Raw genomic sequence first — 14,265 nt, 5'->3', positions numbered from 1 at the left:
GAGTGACCAAGTCCGGCGCGAAGTGTGCCGGACTTAAACAAGATCCACAATGAGGAGAAATACAATGGCACAGGGAACCGTCAAGTGGTTCAACGCTGAAAAGGGCTTCGGCTTCATCACCCCGGATGACTCCGATGGCGATGTCTTCGTTCACTACTCCGAGATCCAGACCGGTGGCTTCAAGACCCTCGACGAGAACGCTCGCGTTCAGTTCGAAATCGGCCAGGGCGCCAAGGGCCCCCAGGCTACCGGCGTTACGCTCGTCTAGTCACGCACTTCTAGTCGCGCACGGGGAACTGCCTGAGGCAGGCTCCGAGCGGAAATGATCCCCGGCATTAGTGCCGGGGATCATTTTTTGGCCTCTTTGAACACCTCGTTGAACGCCTCGTTGAACGAAGTCTCAATTCGCATTCCCGCCGGACAGCGCGGAATGACCCGGCCCGCAATGGGGCCCGCTCGCGCAATTAGCGCACGAGGGTCCGGAGCAGCCGCGCGCTCTGCCGCACCGACAGGCCGGGAAGGTAGGCCCGGCTCAGGGCCCGTCCGATGGCAGGCAACTGCAGCGGGTCCTGGTAATAGAGGTAAAGGGTACGGTAGTCGGGTTTAAACCTTGATTTGAACGTGGCGAGGGAACGGAATCCATAAACCGGTTCCAGCGCCAAGCCCACCACGTCCAGGATGCCCGCCAGGCCTTCGGGTTTGCTGGCGGCCGCCTCCTTGGCGAGCGGCGATCCGGACAGCGAAATTACCTCCACCGAGCTCCGTAGCTCCTGCACGGCGGAGGCGATCAGGAACTCCATCACGCCGGGGAACGCCTCGCCGCGCCTGCGCATGAAGTCCAGGGTCCAGCTCACGAGGTTTCCGTCCTCATACACCGGCAACCAGCTGGTGACGCCCTGCACCTGCCCGTCGGCATCCACCGCAAGGCAGCAAAGCACATCGTCGTCGTCGAGTTCGTCAATTCCCCCCAGGGTGAAGCCCATCTCGGGGACTGACTTCTGCGCAGCCCATTCTTCGGAGACCTCGCTCAGCTGGGCGCGCAGCGGCACCGGGAAGTCGCTGTAGCGGCCCCAGACCGCCTGAACGCCCGTCTTTGCGGCCCGGTTCAGGGCGGTCCGGACGTTTTGCCATTCCTTGCCCTTGAACTCGAGTTCGCGCACGGCCAGCCTGGTTTCCTGGGCCACGGCCACCCGGCGGAAGCCGCGCGACTCAAGGGTCGGCCACAGCCCGTCCGTGCAGGAGTAGAAGCACGGAATGAGGGCGTGCTCCGCGCAATAGCGCATGAACCCGGTTGCCGTGTCCTGGTGCAGCGCGGCCGGGCCGAACGGGCCGGCAAGGGTCAGCGCGACATTGCCGTGTTGCTGGTAGGCGACCCCGCTGCGCCGGTCCGGAGCGAACCAGTACTTGTTCGGTTCCCAGAGAGCCATCCAGGACAGCGCGTCGCCACCCTGCCGGATCAGGCCGCGGGCCACGTCCCGGTCCCCCGAGCCTGCATCGGTGCGGTGCAGCCGGCGCAGCAGGACCAGCCACACCGCGGCCAGGGCAACAACCCAGAACATGATGCCGGAGTATGCGAAGAGGAAGGCCTCGAGGGCGTTGCGGTTCTGGAAGATGCGGTTGTAGGCACCGGGGATCGGAAGCGGCAGGTACTGCCGGGCCAGCTCGGCGGCCAGTCCCTGCAGGCCGCCGTCGCGGTCCATGCCTCCCGCGGCGAGCCAGGCCGCGGTGTAGCCGGCCGCCAGCAGCAGCCAGGTGCCGCCCACCACCACGCCGAGGGTGCGACGGGCCCGGGGGGTGGTCTCGACGCGGAACTGCCGGCGGTTGGCCCAGAGCAGCACAACCAGCAGCAGCGGGACCGCTACGAGTGGCAGCACGTGGACAAACCCGGACCCCATCACCGCGGTATGGGGCCGGCTGTTCGGGTAGTGCGGAATCCGGGCAAACAGGGCGAGGTACACCGCCGCCATCGCCGTCACCGCGAGCTGGACGATCACGGCGATCCGGAGGGCGACCCGGCGGCCGTGCCGCATGCCGTCCGCGCAGATGAGCAAAAGCACCACGGGCACTACCGCCAGCGCGAGGCCCAGCGGGCCGGCGAAGCCCGCCCGGCCGACCTCGAGGCATCCGACGTCGATGGTGCCGCCGCAGTTCTGCTCCAGCTGGCTCAGCGTGGGCAGGGGGTTCAGGACAACATCCCGCAACAGGGCCAGGGGCCCGGTGGGGCTCCTCACCGCGGCGGTGAGGATGGGTCCGACGGCGAAGATCGCCACGGTGAGGGCCAGCAGGTTGCGGGTCTCGCGCCCGGTCGAGCGGTGGCGGTGGAGAGTGCCCTTGTCGCCCTGGATCCACCAGCCCGCCGCCATCCCTGCCAGCGCACCCGCGAGCCCGACGATTGTTTCCGGGTGACCCACGTACAGCACCAGCAGGAGCGAGGCCGAGACCACGGCGGTCCGCAGCCGGCGCTGCCAGAGCGTGGGCAGCAGACCGCTGGAGGCCAGTGAGACGGCGAGGACCGCGGCATAGGGGCCGATCAGCCCGGCGTCGACCATGAGGCCCAGCCAGCCGTCGCCGGCATAGCGGGCGAGCTGGGTCAACAGCAGGAACAGGGTCACGGCGGCAAACTGGCCGGCAAAGAAAAACGCGGCCGTGCGCCTCGAACCGAGCCGCCGTTCGGCGAGGCCCAGCAGCAGCAGGATCATGAGCGCGGCCGAGAGATAGGCCAGCAGGTTGGTCGCGAAGAACAGCGAGGTGAACAAGGACCACCAATGGCCCGCCTTCAGGCCCGGGGCGCTGACGGAGGCCACGTTAAGCAGCGGCTCCGGCGGCCCGGAGAGGAAACTGCCCGTGACCGCCCCGGTGACGAGGAAGACGCCGAGGACCGCGAGCGTGAACGGTACGGCCCGGAAGTGCGCCAGGACCCCGCGCAGCCACTGCCGCGAAACTCCCCCGAGCGACGCCCCGCCCTGCCCCGCCCCCAGTTGCCCTCCGGTGGCAGCTACCGGCCTCATGGCTGGATTCCCCAACGCGCCGCCAGGAAATCGAGGCCGCCGGGCAGCCCGCTGGAGGCCGTCTGCCACGAATGCCCCGCGTTGGCGATCCTGCGGGTTTCCACGGTGAAGCCGGCTGTCCGCGCCGCATCTGAGAGCACGTCCATATAGCCGATGAACTCGGAATCGCGGGCACCGGCCGCAAAGTAGATGGCGTCCCCCTCGAAGCGGCGCTCCGCCATCAGGCGCAACGGCGTCAGGCGGTCGAAGGCTTCGGCATCGCCGCCGAAAGAGGCGCCGATTGTCTTGTCGCGCTCCTTGGCAATGGCCGGTTCCTTTTCGCTCGAGAAGGCCAGCGCGGCGCTGTAGATCTCCGGATGGCGGGTCACCATCTGCATGGCGCAGGTGCCTCCGAAGGAGAATCCGCCGACGGCCCACTGCCGGTGGTCCTGATCGACGTCGAGCGTCTGGCTGATCCAGGCCGGGACATCCTGGGACAGAAAGGTGTCAGCCTGGGCGATCCTGCTGTCCATGCACATCGTGTTGCCCGAGGCGGAGCCGTTCGGATCGACCACCACCACCACCGGCGACACGCCCTGGTGCGCAGCCGCGAAGCGGTCCATCCGGCTGCGGAGCGCGCCCCCGGTAAGCCAGTCGCCCGGAGCCCCCGGTTGCCCGGAAAAAAGCACCAGCACGGGCAATGCCGGCCGCGGGGACGCCTGATAGGCCGGCGGAAGATAGATGTACGCCGCGCGGCTCTGGAAGCCAGAGTCCGTACCGGGGATCGAGGCCCGCCAGAACCCGCCGCCGTCAGGAAGGCCTGCCGGCGCTTGCCAGCGGGACAGGCTCACGCCGGAGGGTGCCGCGGGGGCGCGCTTCAGGCTGTCCTCCAGCGGCTGGATCCGGGCCACGGCCGTGCCGGTCAGATCGCTGACGGTGTGGTTCAGCCCGAAATAGTCGTTGATCTGAACTGCGGAAAGCGACACGACGCCCAGGACGGCAGCCGTCGCGGCGGCGGTTTTCCGCCAGGGCCGCGCGGCGCGCTCCGCTCCCCAGGTCCTCCGGAGATGAAGGGGCAATAACAGCGCGGCAGCGACGGCGGGAACTGACCAGGCGAGGACATCCAGCGGAAGTACGTCGGGAAAGACCGAGAAAACGTAGATCAGCAGCCAGTGCACGCCGGCCACGAGGGCGGCAGCGAGCAGGGCGGAGACGAGGGCGGCGGCGCCTGCCCCGAGCGCGCGTCGAGTCCAGGACGCCTCTGAACGCCACCAGAGCAGATAGAGCAGGCCGGCAGCGCCGGCGGCCCAGGCAGACCACAGCACCGGGCCGTCAACAAGCCTGAGGTCTTCAATGAAGTCCACCGGGGCTAGCGCCAGGTGCCGACGCCAATGACCGGTCCCGCCTCGAGCCAGGAGGACAGGCCGGTGTAGGCGTCGAACTTCATCGCGAGCAGGACGTCCTGGCCTTCATGACGGAGTTCAACGATCACCGCGTCCGGCTGGACCTTCACGAGTTCGGACTCCGTGGGCCTGCGCCGTCCCAGCAGTTCAAGCGAGCTGCGGCGGAAGGTGTGCTTGGGCCGCGTGCTGAGCGAGGCCAGCCGGAACCACTCCAGCTCGTTGTCCTGATAACGACAAACCCCCATCTGCCAACTGTTTCCAGCCGTGCAAATGGAGGCGTCCACCGTGCCGAGGGCACGCCGCAGATTGAAGCGGCGCACCCCCGAAAGGCACAGTGCAAGTACCAGCAACGCAAAGATCGTTGCCAGGACGATGAACGGAAAACCAGGAACGTTCATCAGGTCGTGCTAGCGGATCCCCGCAGTAGCCGCGTCACCCATTTGGGCGTTGTCGGCAACAATGACGACCCGGTTGTTATCGACCGAGAAGAACCCGCCGTCGACAACTACGGCAATGCGGTCACCGGACACCGGCTGGATTGCCAGTTCACCTTCGGCCAGAATCGCCAGCAGGGGCGAGTGGCCGGGCAGGATTCCGATTTCACCATCGCTGGTGCGGGCCTTGACCATCTTGGCCGCTCCGGACCACACGAAGTGGTCCGCTGCGACAATCTCAACCTCAAGCTCAGCCATATTACTTGGTCTGTTCCTGGATCTTGGCCCACTGGCGCTCGACATCGTCCAGGCCGCCGATGTTGAAGAACGCCTGCTCTGCAACGTGGTCGAGGTCGCCGTCGCAGATCGCGGTGAAGCCTTCGACCGTGTCCTTGATGGAAACGGTGGAGCCCTCGACGCCGGTGAACTGCTTGGCGGTGTAGGTGTTCTGTGAGAGGAACTGCTGGATGCGGCGTGCACGCGACACGACGATCTTGTCCTCTTCGGAGAGTTCGTCAACGCCGAGGATGGCGATGATGTCCTGGAGTTCCTTGTTCTTCTGTAGGATCTGCTTCACGCGGACGGCCGTGTTGTAGTGGTCGTTGCCGATGTACTGCGGATCCAGGATGCGGGAGGTCGACGCCAGCGGGTCAACGGCCGGGTACAGACCACGGGAGGCGATTTCACGGGAAAGTTCCGTGGTCGCGTCGAGGTGTGCGAAGGTCGTGGCCGGAGCCGGGTCGGTGTAGTCATCTGCGGGGACGTAGATGGCCTGCATCGAAGTGATGGAGTGGCCCTTGGTGGACGTGATGCGCTCCTGGAGGAGACCCATCTCGTCTGCCAGGTTGGGCTGGTAGCCCACGGCCGACGGCATGCGGCCGAGGAGGGTGGAAACCTCGGAACCTGCCTGGGTGAAGCGGAAGATGTTGTCGATGAAGAGCAGCACGTCCTGGTTCTGCACATCGCGGAAGTACTCCGCCATGGTCAGTGCGGACAGTGCCACACGCAGACGCGTTCCCGGCGGCTCATCCATCTGGCCGAATACAAGGGCGGTGTCCTTGAGGACGCCTGCCTCTTCCATTTCAACCCAGAGGTCGTTGCCTTCACGGGTACGCTCGCCGACACCGGCGAACACCGAGGTGCCACCGAAGTTGCGGGCAACACGGGTGATCATTTCCTGGATCAGCACGGTCTTGCCGACACCGGCACCACCGAACAGACCGATCTTGCCACCCTTGATGTACGGGGTAAGAAGGTCGATCACCTTGATGCCGGTTTCCATCATCTCGGTGGAACCCTCGAGCGTCGCGAAGGCGGGAGCCTTGCGGTGGATCGGCCAGCGTTCGGTGATCTCGAGTTCGGACGCGGGCACGTCAAGCGGCTGTCCCAGGACGTTGAAGATGTGACCCTTGACGACGTCGCCGACGGGCACGGAGATGGGGGCTCCCGTGTCCACCACAGCGGTGCCGCGGACCAGGCCGTCGGTTGCCTGCAGGGCGATGGCGCGGATGACGTTGTCACCGAGGTGCAGGGCAACCTCGAACGTGATGGTCTTGGTCTCACCGTAGAGAGTAATCTCGGTGGTGAGGGCGTGGTAAATCGAGGGGATTGCGTCAGCCGGGAATTCGACGTCGACAACCGGGCCAATAACACGTGCAATACGGCCGGTAGCACCGGTCGTTGCGGCTACGTGTTCGGTAGCAGTGGCAGTCATCTCTCTCACTTCACTCAGTAGATGGCGTGGGGGTTAAGTTCATTCTTTGGTGCAGGTACAGCTGGATCCGAACCGTGCTGGCTAGGACGCGTTCAAGGCGTCGGCGCCGGCCACGATTTCGGAAAGCTCCTGCGTAATTTCAGCCTGGCGGGCAGTGTTGCGCAGACGCGTGTACTTCTTGATGAGGTCCGTGGCGTTGTCGCCGGCGGACTTCATCGCCCGCTGGCGGGAAGCGAGCTCCGAAGCTGCTGCCTGCAACATGGCGGCGAAGATCCGTGATTCGATGTAGCGCGGCAACAGAGCATCGAGAACCTGCTCCGTTTCCGGCTCGAATTCGTAGAGCGGAAGGAGGTCCGATTCGGACGCCTTCTCTTCAACCACCTCGAGCGGGAGGAGACGGACAACCGTCGGCTCCTGGACAACCATCGACTTGAAGCGGGTGTACACGACATGGATCTCGTCGACGCCGCCCTCTTCATAGGCAGCCGCAAAATCAGCCAGCAGTGCCTCGCCGACTTCCTGCGCGGTAATGAACTCCGGGGAGTCCGTGCCGCCGGTCCATACCCGCTCGTAAGGACGGTTCCGGAAGTCGAAGTACGCCTGTGCCTTGCGGCCCACCAGGTACGTCTTGACTTCCTTGCCTTCCCCGTGAAGCAGCTCGTTGAGGCCTTCCGCCTGCTTGAGCACGCTCGCCGAGTAAGAACCTGCGAGGCCACGGTCCGAGGTGATTACCAGGACGGCGGCCCGGCGGATCTGCTCCGGCTCGGTGGTCAGCGGGTGGTCGATTTCGCTCTGGCTTGCGACAGCAGAAACGGCACGCGTGATCGCGTTTGCGTAAGGCAGTGAAGCTGCTACGCGTGCGCGGGCCTTGCCGATGCGCGAGGTAGCGATCAGTTCCATCGCCTTGAAGATCTTGCGCATCGACGTCGTCGAGCTGATCTTCTGGCGGTAGACCCGGATCTGGGCTCCCATACTTATCCTTTCCTAAGATCCCGATGGCCGGGACTGCCGGAACCCGGTGGGGCCCCGGCAGTCCCTGCCAGCGAAACTAGCGCTTCTGCTTGACGATTTTTTCCTGGTCGACCTGCGCCTCGTCGATGGGGGCGTGCTCCTCGTGCCCCGCACCTACCAGGTAGCTGTCCCCCTCGCCGAAGAAGCCCTTCTTGAAGTCCACGATCGCGGTCTTCAGTGCTTCCGCAGTGTCATCGTCCATGACGTTGGTCTGGGCCAGCGTCGTCAGGATGGAGGACTTGTGCTTGAGGTGCTCCAGGAACTCGGTCTCGAAGCGGTTGATGTCCTCAACCGGAACCTCGTCGAGGTGGCCGTTGGTGCCGGCCCAGATGGAGACGACCTGGTTCTCAACCGGGAACGGCGAGTACTGGCCCTGCTTGAGCAGTTCCATCAGGCGTGCTCCGCGGGTCAGCTGCTGGCGCGATGCGGCGTCGAGGTCCGACGCGAACATGGCGAACGCCTGCATGTCCCGGTACTGGGCCAGTTCCAGCTTCAAGGTACCGGAGACCTTCTTCATGGACTTGACCTGGGCGGCGCCACCAACACGGGAGACGGACACGCCCACGTCAACAGCTGGACGCTGGTTGGCGTTGAAGAGGTCCGACTGCAGGAAGATCTGGCCATCGGTAATGGAGATCACATTGGTCGGGATGTAGGCGGAAACGTCGTTTGCCTTGGTCTCGATGAGCGGCAGGCCGGTCATCGAACCTGCACCGAGTTCGTCGGAGAGCTTGGCACAACGCTCCAGCAGGCGGGAGTGCAAGTAGAAGACGTCACCCGGGTAGGCTTCGCGTCCCGGCGGGCGGCGGAGCAGCAGCGACACAGCGCGGTAGGCTTCGGCCTGCTTGGAGAGATCATCGAAGACGATGAGGACGTGCTTGCCGCCGTACATCCAGTGCTGGCCGATTGCCGAGCCGGCGTACGGTGCCAGGTACTTGAAGCCCGCGGGGTCGGACGCGGGGGAAGCCACGATGGTCGTGTACTCCAGTGCGCCGTTGTCCTCGAGGGTCTGCCGGACAGCTGCGATCGTGGATGCCTTCTGGCCGATGGCCACGTAGATGCAGCGCACCTGCTTCTTGACGTCTCCCGAAGCCCAGTTGGCCTTCTGGTTGATGATCGTGTCGATGGCAATTGCCGACTTGCCGGTCTGGCGGTCACCGATGATCAGCTGACGCTGGCCGCGGCCGATCGGGATCATGGCGTCGATAGCCTTGAGGCCGGTCTGCATCGGCTCGTGGACCGACTTGCGCTGGGTCACGCCGGGCGCCTGGAGTTCCAGTGCACGGGTTTCGGTGGTCTTGATTTCGCCGAGGTCGTCAATGGGCTCGCCCAGCGGGTCAACAACACGGCCGAGGAAGGCGTCGCCCACCGGCACAGACAGAACCTGTCCGGTGCGGTGAACTTCCTGGCCTTCTTCGATTCCGGTGAAGTCACCGAGGATGATGACGCCGATCTCGCGGACGTCGAGGTTCTGGGCCAGGCCCAGCGTGCCGTCTTCGAAGCGAAGCAGCTCGTTCGCCATGACCGAGGGAAGGCCCTCAACACGGGCGATGCCGTCACCTGCGGTTGTTACACGGCCGACCTCTACGCGCTCTGCGTTTCCGGGTTCGTAGGACGCCGCGAACTCGTTCAACGCAATACGGACGTCGTCGGCGTTGATGGTCAATTCGGCCATCTGCAGTCCCTGCTCTCCTGTTTTCGTGATCATCGTTGCTCACGATGACCGGGGTTTCGTTTCGTTAAGTTGTGCTTGTCCGGCTAGCTAAGCAAGCTGACGGTGAAGCTGGCCCAGGCGGGCAACAACCGAAGCGTCAACCACTTCGTCACCAACCTGGATCCGGATGCCACCGATCAGCTCCGGGTCAACGTTCATGTTGATCTTAAGCTCTCGCCCGTAAAGGGCGTTCAGAGCCGCGTGCAAGCGACTGGCCTGTGTCTCCGTCAGCGGACGGGTGACGCCGACCGTAGCAATCCAGCGCTGCTGGCGCTTTGCTGCAAGCTCAGCGAAACGACGCACGAGCTTGGTGACCTTGAGGCCGCGGGGCTGCGAGACTGCCTGTCCGATAAGGACTTTCGCTTCCTCGCTTGCACCGGGAACAAGCTTTTCGGCGAGGGAAATCTTGGCAGCCGGGCTCGCCTGCGGCTCTGACAGGGCACGCTGTACCTCGTGGTTTGACTCGACGGCCTGGCTGAAGGCGAACAGATCGTTCTCCAGCGCTTCCAGGCCGCTGATTCCCGAGGCAGAGATGGCCGACTTGTTTTCAGCAACGGCGATTACCACCGAAGCGGCAAGAGTCTCGAGTGCATCGCCGATATCCCGTGCCGCTGCCCAGCGTGAGCTGGCCAGTCCGCTCGCAATTTCCGCAGCATCCGCGGAGACTTTTCCGCCGAAGAGCTGCTTGACCAGCGCCGACTTTTCGTCACCGCTACGGGACGGGTCAGTCAGGGCGCGGCGCAAGCCAGCCGAGCTGTCCACCGTTCCCAGGATTCCGAAGAGGTCCTTAGCCAACTGCAGCGATGTGCCAGGAAGCTTGGCTTCCAGCGACACCAGGGCTGCGGCCAGCGATTCGCTCGATACACCTGCCATTACTTGGCTGCACCTGCGTTCTGGGTCTCCAGATCTGCCAGGAAGCGGTCAACCACACGGGCCGAACGCGCGTCATCGCTGAGCGCCTCGCCGACGATGCGACCTGCCAGGGTGGTGGCCAGCGTGCCTACCTCCGCGCGGAGGGACACTACGGCCGCCTGACGCTCGGACTGGATCGCCGCGTGTGCCTGCGCCGTGATACGGGCAGACTCTGCAGCTGCCTTCTCCTTCAGATCCGCCAGGATCTGAGCGCCTTCGGCACGGGCTTCCTCGCGGATGCGGTTGGCCTCGGCACGGGCATCAGTGAGCTGCTGCTTGTACTCTTCGAGGGCGGCGGATGCCTCTGCCTGGGCCTTTTCAGCCTTGGCAATGCCGCCTTCAATGGCCTCGGCACGCTCTGCGAAGGTCTTCTCGAACATCGGGACAACAAACTTGACCACGATGTAAAAGAGGACAACAAAGCCGGCGAGGACGACGCCCATTTCCCAGGGATTGGGAACGAGCGGGTTGGCCGCCTCGGCGCCTTCTGTGGCGGCTGAGATGATCATTTGATGCATAATTCACCCGTCCTTATCTACTCGGTTCTGGATGTTCGCTTGGTTCTGAAGGTTTACTTGAGAACGAAGGCGAAGACCAGGCCGAGGATGGCGAGGGCTTCAGTCAGCGCGAGGCCAAGGAATGCAATCGGCTGCAGTACGCGCTGCGCTTCCGGCTGGCGTGCCACACCGTTGATGTAGGCAGCGAATACGAGACCAACACCGATACCACCGCCGATGGCGGAGAGGCCGTAGCCGATGAGGTTGAGGGAGCCGTTGATGGAGCCTTCCATTTTTTTCCTTTCAAGATGCCATCTATGTGGCAGGTTGTTTGGTTGCTTCGTCCCCGCGAGGGGAAGTTTGTGGGTGCCTAGTGGCTGTCCGCGTGCAGGGCGCCTTCGATGTAGATGGCGGTCAGCAGCGTGAAGACGTAGGCCTGCAGCGCCATGATCAGCGCTTCCAGCATGTACATGGCGATCGAGCCGGCCAGTACGAGTACGGAGGCGCCCTTCAGGAGCACGCTCTCCTGCATGACGAGGAATTCGATTCCGGATCCCGCGATCATGACGATGAGGTGGCCGGCCAGCATGGTGGCGAACAGACGGAGGCTGTGCGTGACGGGACGGACCAGGAAGTTGGAGATGATCTCGATCGGGATCACAATCGGCAGGATGTACCACGGAACGCCGGAAGGAACGGTGGCCAGCTTGAAATACCTGAGGCCGTTCTTCTTGATGCCGATGCCGATCCAGGTGACATACACGATCGCTGCGAGCACATAGGCTCCGCCGACGTGCGAGAAGCTCGGCAGCTGGATCAAGGGGATCGCGCCGTAGATGTTGTTCACCAGGATGAAGAAGAAGAGGCTGAACAGCAGCGGGACGAACTTCATGAAGTCTTTGCCGCCGATGATGTCCTTGGCAATGCTGTTGCGGACGAAGCCATAGGCCATCTCGCCTGCGAACTGCAGTTTGCCGGGAACCAGCTGCTGCTTCCGCGCAGCTAGCAGAAAGAATGTGGCGATAATAACGACCGACAGGATTACCAGCAGCATCTGCTTGGAGAATCCGTCTGCCGCGCCCCACGGCAGGATTGCCGGCAGGTGCAGTTCTTCAATTCCAGGAGGAGTGAACTCTCCTGAATTTTGGGCCGGGAGCGCAAGCGCGATCAACGCGTTTCCTCTCTGCAGTGTCCATCATTGGGCGTTGGTCGGGGACCGGCGACATTCCTGTCAGCCATTCCCCCTGTGAAATTGTTTGGCATTACTGTTCCTCGTCCTTGGACGGGCCACGTGCAGCATTGTCCCCGCCAGCCGAATTAGCCGAACTGGTGAGGCCGTGCATATGAGAAAGATAGAACCCTCCCGCGGCTCCAAGCAGAGCGCCTGCGAGCACAATCCAGCGGGTTCCCCACAGATTATCCAGACCCCACCCTATCAAACTCCAGACGACGATTCCGCCAACAATGTAGCTGAAGACGGCTATCCCGGCGTTGTATCCGCCGTCCCTGCCGTTCTCGGATACACCGGGGGCGCCGGCCGTGGTTTTGGGGGCATCGGGCTTGGTTCCGGGCTTGGTTTTGCGTCCGGCTTTGCGGCTAAACATCGGTGCCGCCTTCTGTGTTTTCGGGGTCGTTATAGATCTGAAGCCGCGCCTTGCTGAAGCCATAGATCTCTGCCGCCTGCCAGAACACCACGGTCACGACGGCGCCGATCAGGAACCAGCGGCCGTGCAGCCACGCCGGCGCCCCAATGGCGAAAAGAACGACGGCAAACCCGACGACCTTGACGAAGTAGGTCGCGACGAAGAGGCCGATGGCTCCGGAGGGGTTGTTGCGCCCCGCTATGTGGCCGATCAGCAGACTGATGGCGAAAAACGCCATCACCAGGGCTCCCCCGAAAACGCACGACAACATGCCGGACGCGCCGTTGAACAGGAAGGCGGCAATTCCTGCCAGCACCAAGGCGCCGCCTGCAACGGCTGAACTCATGGCCAGCAACCGTAACCACAGGGACTTTGTGGGGCCGGAGACACCAACAGGTCCGGTGCCGGACGCGGGTCCGGGATCGGCGTCGGAGGTCATAAGATCCCAATCGTCGGGGGTGGGTGCTGGTCAGGATGGCGCGGCGACTGGCCGCTCCTGAATTCTACAGCAGATAGAAATTATTCGGAAAAGGGTGTCAGCATCCCGGTCCGCTGTACATTTCCGCGGTTCACTCCTGCGTCCCTGTCACCTGTCCGGGGGCGCGCTGGCGGAGGTAGGGCCAGGCCGTCACCACGGCCATGATGGCGGTGGCTGCCGCGTCGACGGCCACCACGATCTGCCAGGGGAAGATGGCAAAGGCCAGTCCCCCGAAGGCCAGGATGCAGGTCCACAGGTACATCAGTACCACCGCACCCCGGTGCGAGTACCCGATGTCCAGGAGTTTATGGTGCAGGTGTCCGCGGTCGGCAGACCACGGCGAACGGCCCAGGGCCGTGCGCCGCACCACCGCCAAGCTCAAGTCCAGCAGCGGCAGGAACAGCACGGCGAAGGGCAGGAGAATCGGGATGATGGTGGGGATACCGTTGGCACGGTCGTAGAGCCCGGAGCCGATCTGCCCGGTGGACACGACACCGGCCGAGGCCATCAGCAGGCCGATCAGCATGGCCCCGGAATCGCCCATGAAGATCTTCGACGGAAACCAGTTGTGCGGCAGGAAGCCGACGCAGCTGCCGACCAGCACGGCGGTCAGCAGTGTCGCAAGATCGGACTTGTCCAGCACGTCCGAGTTGCGGTGCACCCAGTAGGCCGTGAGGAAAAATGCCGCACCCCCGATGATCGCGACCCCTGCGGCCAGGCCGTCCAGGCCGTCGATGAAGTTGAAAGCGTTCATGGTGGTCACGATCAGCCCGGCTGTCAGGATGATGACCAGCGTCGGGTTCTCGACCACGATTGGCTCGGGGATGAAAGGGATGATTGTCATCCGGACACCCCAGATCGCCACGACGAGCGCTGCGGCGCTTTGGCCGATCAGCTTCACCCACCAGCGCAGGTCCAGCAGGTCATCTGCCACTCCCACCAGCACAATCACGGCCGCACCCGCCAGGATCCCCCAGGGCGCGTCGTTGTTCCGGAAGATGTCCTTGACGAAGAAGGACTTGCTGGCGATGAGCAGCGCGACGAGGAATCCGGCAAAGATGCCCAGGCCGCCGAGCCTGGAGATCGGGGTGGAATGCATGTCGCGGCTGCGGATGGGCGAGAACAGTTCCAGCTTGTTGCCGACCAGGCGGGCCCCCCACGTCGCCGCATAGCTCACGACCGCGGCTGTCAGGGCCATGAGCAGGTACATAATCACGGCAAAGCCACCTGCCCGGAGACGTCAGCGCACGCGGCACCCGGCTGCACATTTCGCAGCCACGGTGTCCGTAGCGGGTTTGGGGAGGGGGGTGACGCGAATGGCCGTGGGACTGTCTTTCGGTAAATGAAACTTCTCCGTCGCCGGGCTCAGGGCAGGCAGTGCGTAGTGCCTGACAGGGCTGTATTACAGTGGACTCTAGTCAAGATACTAATGCCAACGGCCACCTGTCTTCGCGTCACACGGCCCCTCGCCG

General features: G+C 64.0%; 15 protein-coding genes. 1 reads left to right on the top strand and 14 read right to left on the bottom strand.

Annotated elements, in window-relative coordinates; all coding sequences use genetic code 11:
• Positions 1-64: 64 nt before the first annotated feature.
• On the top strand, positions 65-268 hold the full coding sequence (locus tag ACVWZ8_RS14790) for a cold-shock protein (protein ID WP_024365900.1): 204 nt from the start codon (positions 65-67) through the stop codon (positions 266-268).
• Between the two features lie 196 nt (positions 269-464).
• Here the strand turns inward: ACVWZ8_RS14790 and ACVWZ8_RS14785 are convergent, their stop codons facing one another.
• From ACVWZ8_RS14785 to ACVWZ8_RS14720, 14 genes are all read right to left on the bottom strand, one after another.
• The gene (locus tag ACVWZ8_RS14785) at positions 465-3,008 is read right to left on the bottom strand and encodes a bifunctional lysylphosphatidylglycerol flippase/synthetase MprF (protein ID WP_426978589.1); all 2,544 of its coding nucleotides are present in this window, start codon (positions 3,006-3,008) and stop codon (positions 465-467) included.
• Complete coding sequence (locus tag ACVWZ8_RS14780) at positions 3,005-4,351, bottom strand: alpha/beta hydrolase (RefSeq protein ID WP_456505029.1); 1,347 nt, start codon at positions 4,349-4,351, stop codon at positions 3,005-3,007. Before ACVWZ8_RS14780 ends, ACVWZ8_RS14785 begins: the two co-directional genes overlap by 4 nt.
• Before the next feature lie 5 nt (positions 4,352-4,356).
• Positions 4,357-4,788 (bottom strand): DUF2550 domain-containing protein, encoded by a 432-nt coding sequence (locus ACVWZ8_RS14775; RefSeq protein ID WP_426978591.1) that lies wholly within the window; start codon positions 4,786-4,788, stop codon positions 4,357-4,359.
• 9 nt (positions 4,789-4,797) lie between these two features.
• Positions 4,798-5,082, bottom strand: a complete 285-nt coding sequence (locus ACVWZ8_RS14770) for a F0F1 ATP synthase subunit epsilon (protein WP_069952229.1) — start codon at positions 5,080-5,082, stop codon at positions 4,798-4,800.
• A gap of 1 nt (position 5,083) precedes the next feature.
• A complete protein-coding gene (gene atpD, locus ACVWZ8_RS14765; RefSeq protein ID WP_426978592.1) occupies positions 5,084-6,538 on the bottom strand; it encodes a F0F1 ATP synthase subunit beta in 1,455 nt (484 codons plus the stop codon).
• Between the two features lie 81 nt (positions 6,539-6,619).
• Complete coding sequence (locus tag ACVWZ8_RS14760) at positions 6,620-7,510, bottom strand: F0F1 ATP synthase subunit gamma (protein ID WP_426978593.1); 891 nt, start codon at positions 7,508-7,510, stop codon at positions 6,620-6,622.
• A gap of 76 nt (positions 7,511-7,586) precedes the next feature.
• On the bottom strand, positions 7,587-9,224 hold the full coding sequence (gene atpA / locus ACVWZ8_RS14755; RefSeq protein WP_426979717.1) for a F0F1 ATP synthase subunit alpha: 1,638 nt from the start codon (positions 9,222-9,224) through the stop codon (positions 7,587-7,589).
• Between the two features lie 87 nt (positions 9,225-9,311).
• Positions 9,312-10,136 (bottom strand): F0F1 ATP synthase subunit delta, encoded by an 825-nt coding sequence (locus ACVWZ8_RS14750; RefSeq protein WP_426978594.1) that lies wholly within the window; start codon positions 10,134-10,136, stop codon positions 9,312-9,314.
• Entirely contained in the window at positions 10,136-10,693 is a 558-nt protein-coding gene (locus ACVWZ8_RS14745; RefSeq protein ID WP_426978596.1) for a F0F1 ATP synthase subunit B, read from the bottom strand. The genes ACVWZ8_RS14750 and ACVWZ8_RS14745 overlap by 1 nt, the downstream gene beginning before the upstream one ends.
• A gap of 53 nt (positions 10,694-10,746) precedes the next feature.
• On the bottom strand, positions 10,747-10,965 hold the full coding sequence (atpE, locus tag ACVWZ8_RS14740) for an ATP synthase F0 subunit C (protein WP_003804776.1): 219 nt from the start codon (positions 10,963-10,965) through the stop codon (positions 10,747-10,749).
• A gap of 77 nt (positions 10,966-11,042) precedes the next feature.
• The gene (atpB, locus tag ACVWZ8_RS14735) at positions 11,043-11,843 is read right to left on the bottom strand and encodes a F0F1 ATP synthase subunit A (RefSeq protein ID WP_426978597.1); all 801 of its coding nucleotides are present in this window, start codon (positions 11,841-11,843) and stop codon (positions 11,043-11,045) included.
• Positions 11,844-11,934: 91 nt separating this feature from the next.
• The gene (locus tag ACVWZ8_RS14730) at positions 11,935-12,276 is read right to left on the bottom strand and encodes a hypothetical protein (RefSeq protein WP_426978598.1); all 342 of its coding nucleotides are present in this window, start codon (positions 12,274-12,276) and stop codon (positions 11,935-11,937) included.
• A complete protein-coding gene (locus tag ACVWZ8_RS14725) occupies positions 12,269-12,754 on the bottom strand; it encodes a hypothetical protein (protein ID WP_456505028.1) in 486 nt (161 codons plus the stop codon). Before ACVWZ8_RS14725 ends, ACVWZ8_RS14730 begins: the two co-directional genes overlap by 8 nt.
• A 130-nt stretch (positions 12,755-12,884) precedes the next feature.
• Positions 12,885-14,009 (bottom strand): MraY family glycosyltransferase, encoded by a 1,125-nt coding sequence (locus ACVWZ8_RS14720; protein ID WP_426978600.1) that lies wholly within the window; start codon positions 14,007-14,009, stop codon positions 12,885-12,887.
• Positions 14,010-14,265 lie beyond the last annotated feature (256 nt).

It is taken from the genome of Arthrobacter sp. UYCu723 (assembly GCF_054059215.1).
Note: the sequence above shows the minus strand (reverse complement) of the source record. Positions and strands in the feature narration are given on the sequence as shown.

Coding starts and splice junctions, on each gene's coding strand:
- ACVWZ8_RS14760 (WP_426978593.1), bottom strand. CDS start 7,510: ATGGGAGCCCAGATCCGGGTCTACCGCCAGAAGATCAGCTCGACGACG.
- ACVWZ8_RS14750 (WP_426978594.1), bottom strand. CDS start 10,136: ATGGCAGGTGTATCGAGCGAATCGCTGGCCGCAGCCCTGGTGTCGCTG.
- atpE (WP_003804776.1), bottom strand. CDS start 10,965: ATGGAAGGCTCCATCAACGGCTCCCTCAACCTCATCGGCTACGGCCTC.
- ACVWZ8_RS14730 (WP_426978598.1), bottom strand. CDS start 12,276: ATGTTTAGCCGCAAAGCCGGACGCAAAACCAAGCCCGGAACCAAGCCC.
- ACVWZ8_RS14745 (WP_426978596.1), bottom strand. CDS start 10,693: ATGCATCAAATGATCATCTCAGCCGCCACAGAAGGCGCCGAGGCGGCC.
- ACVWZ8_RS14790 (WP_024365900.1), top strand. CDS start 65: ATGGCACAGGGAACCGTCAAGTGGTTCAACGCTGAAAAGGGCTTCGGC.
- ACVWZ8_RS14725 (WP_456505028.1), bottom strand. CDS start 12,754: ATGACCTCCGACGCCGATCCCGGACCCGCGTCCGGCACCGGACCTGTT.
- atpD (WP_426978592.1), bottom strand. CDS start 6,538: ATGACTGCCACTGCTACCGAACACGTAGCCGCAACGACCGGTGCTACC.
- ACVWZ8_RS14770 (WP_069952229.1), bottom strand. CDS start 5,082: ATGGCTGAGCTTGAGGTTGAGATTGTCGCAGCGGACCACTTCGTGTGG.
- ACVWZ8_RS14785 (WP_426978589.1), bottom strand. CDS start 3,008: ATGAGGCCGGTAGCTGCCACCGGAGGGCAACTGGGGGCGGGGCAGGGC.
- atpA (WP_426979717.1), bottom strand. CDS start 9,224: ATGGCCGAATTGACCATCAACGCCGACGACGTCCGTATTGCGTTGAAC.
- ACVWZ8_RS14775 (WP_426978591.1), bottom strand. CDS start 4,788: ATGAACGTTCCTGGTTTTCCGTTCATCGTCCTGGCAACGATCTTTGCG.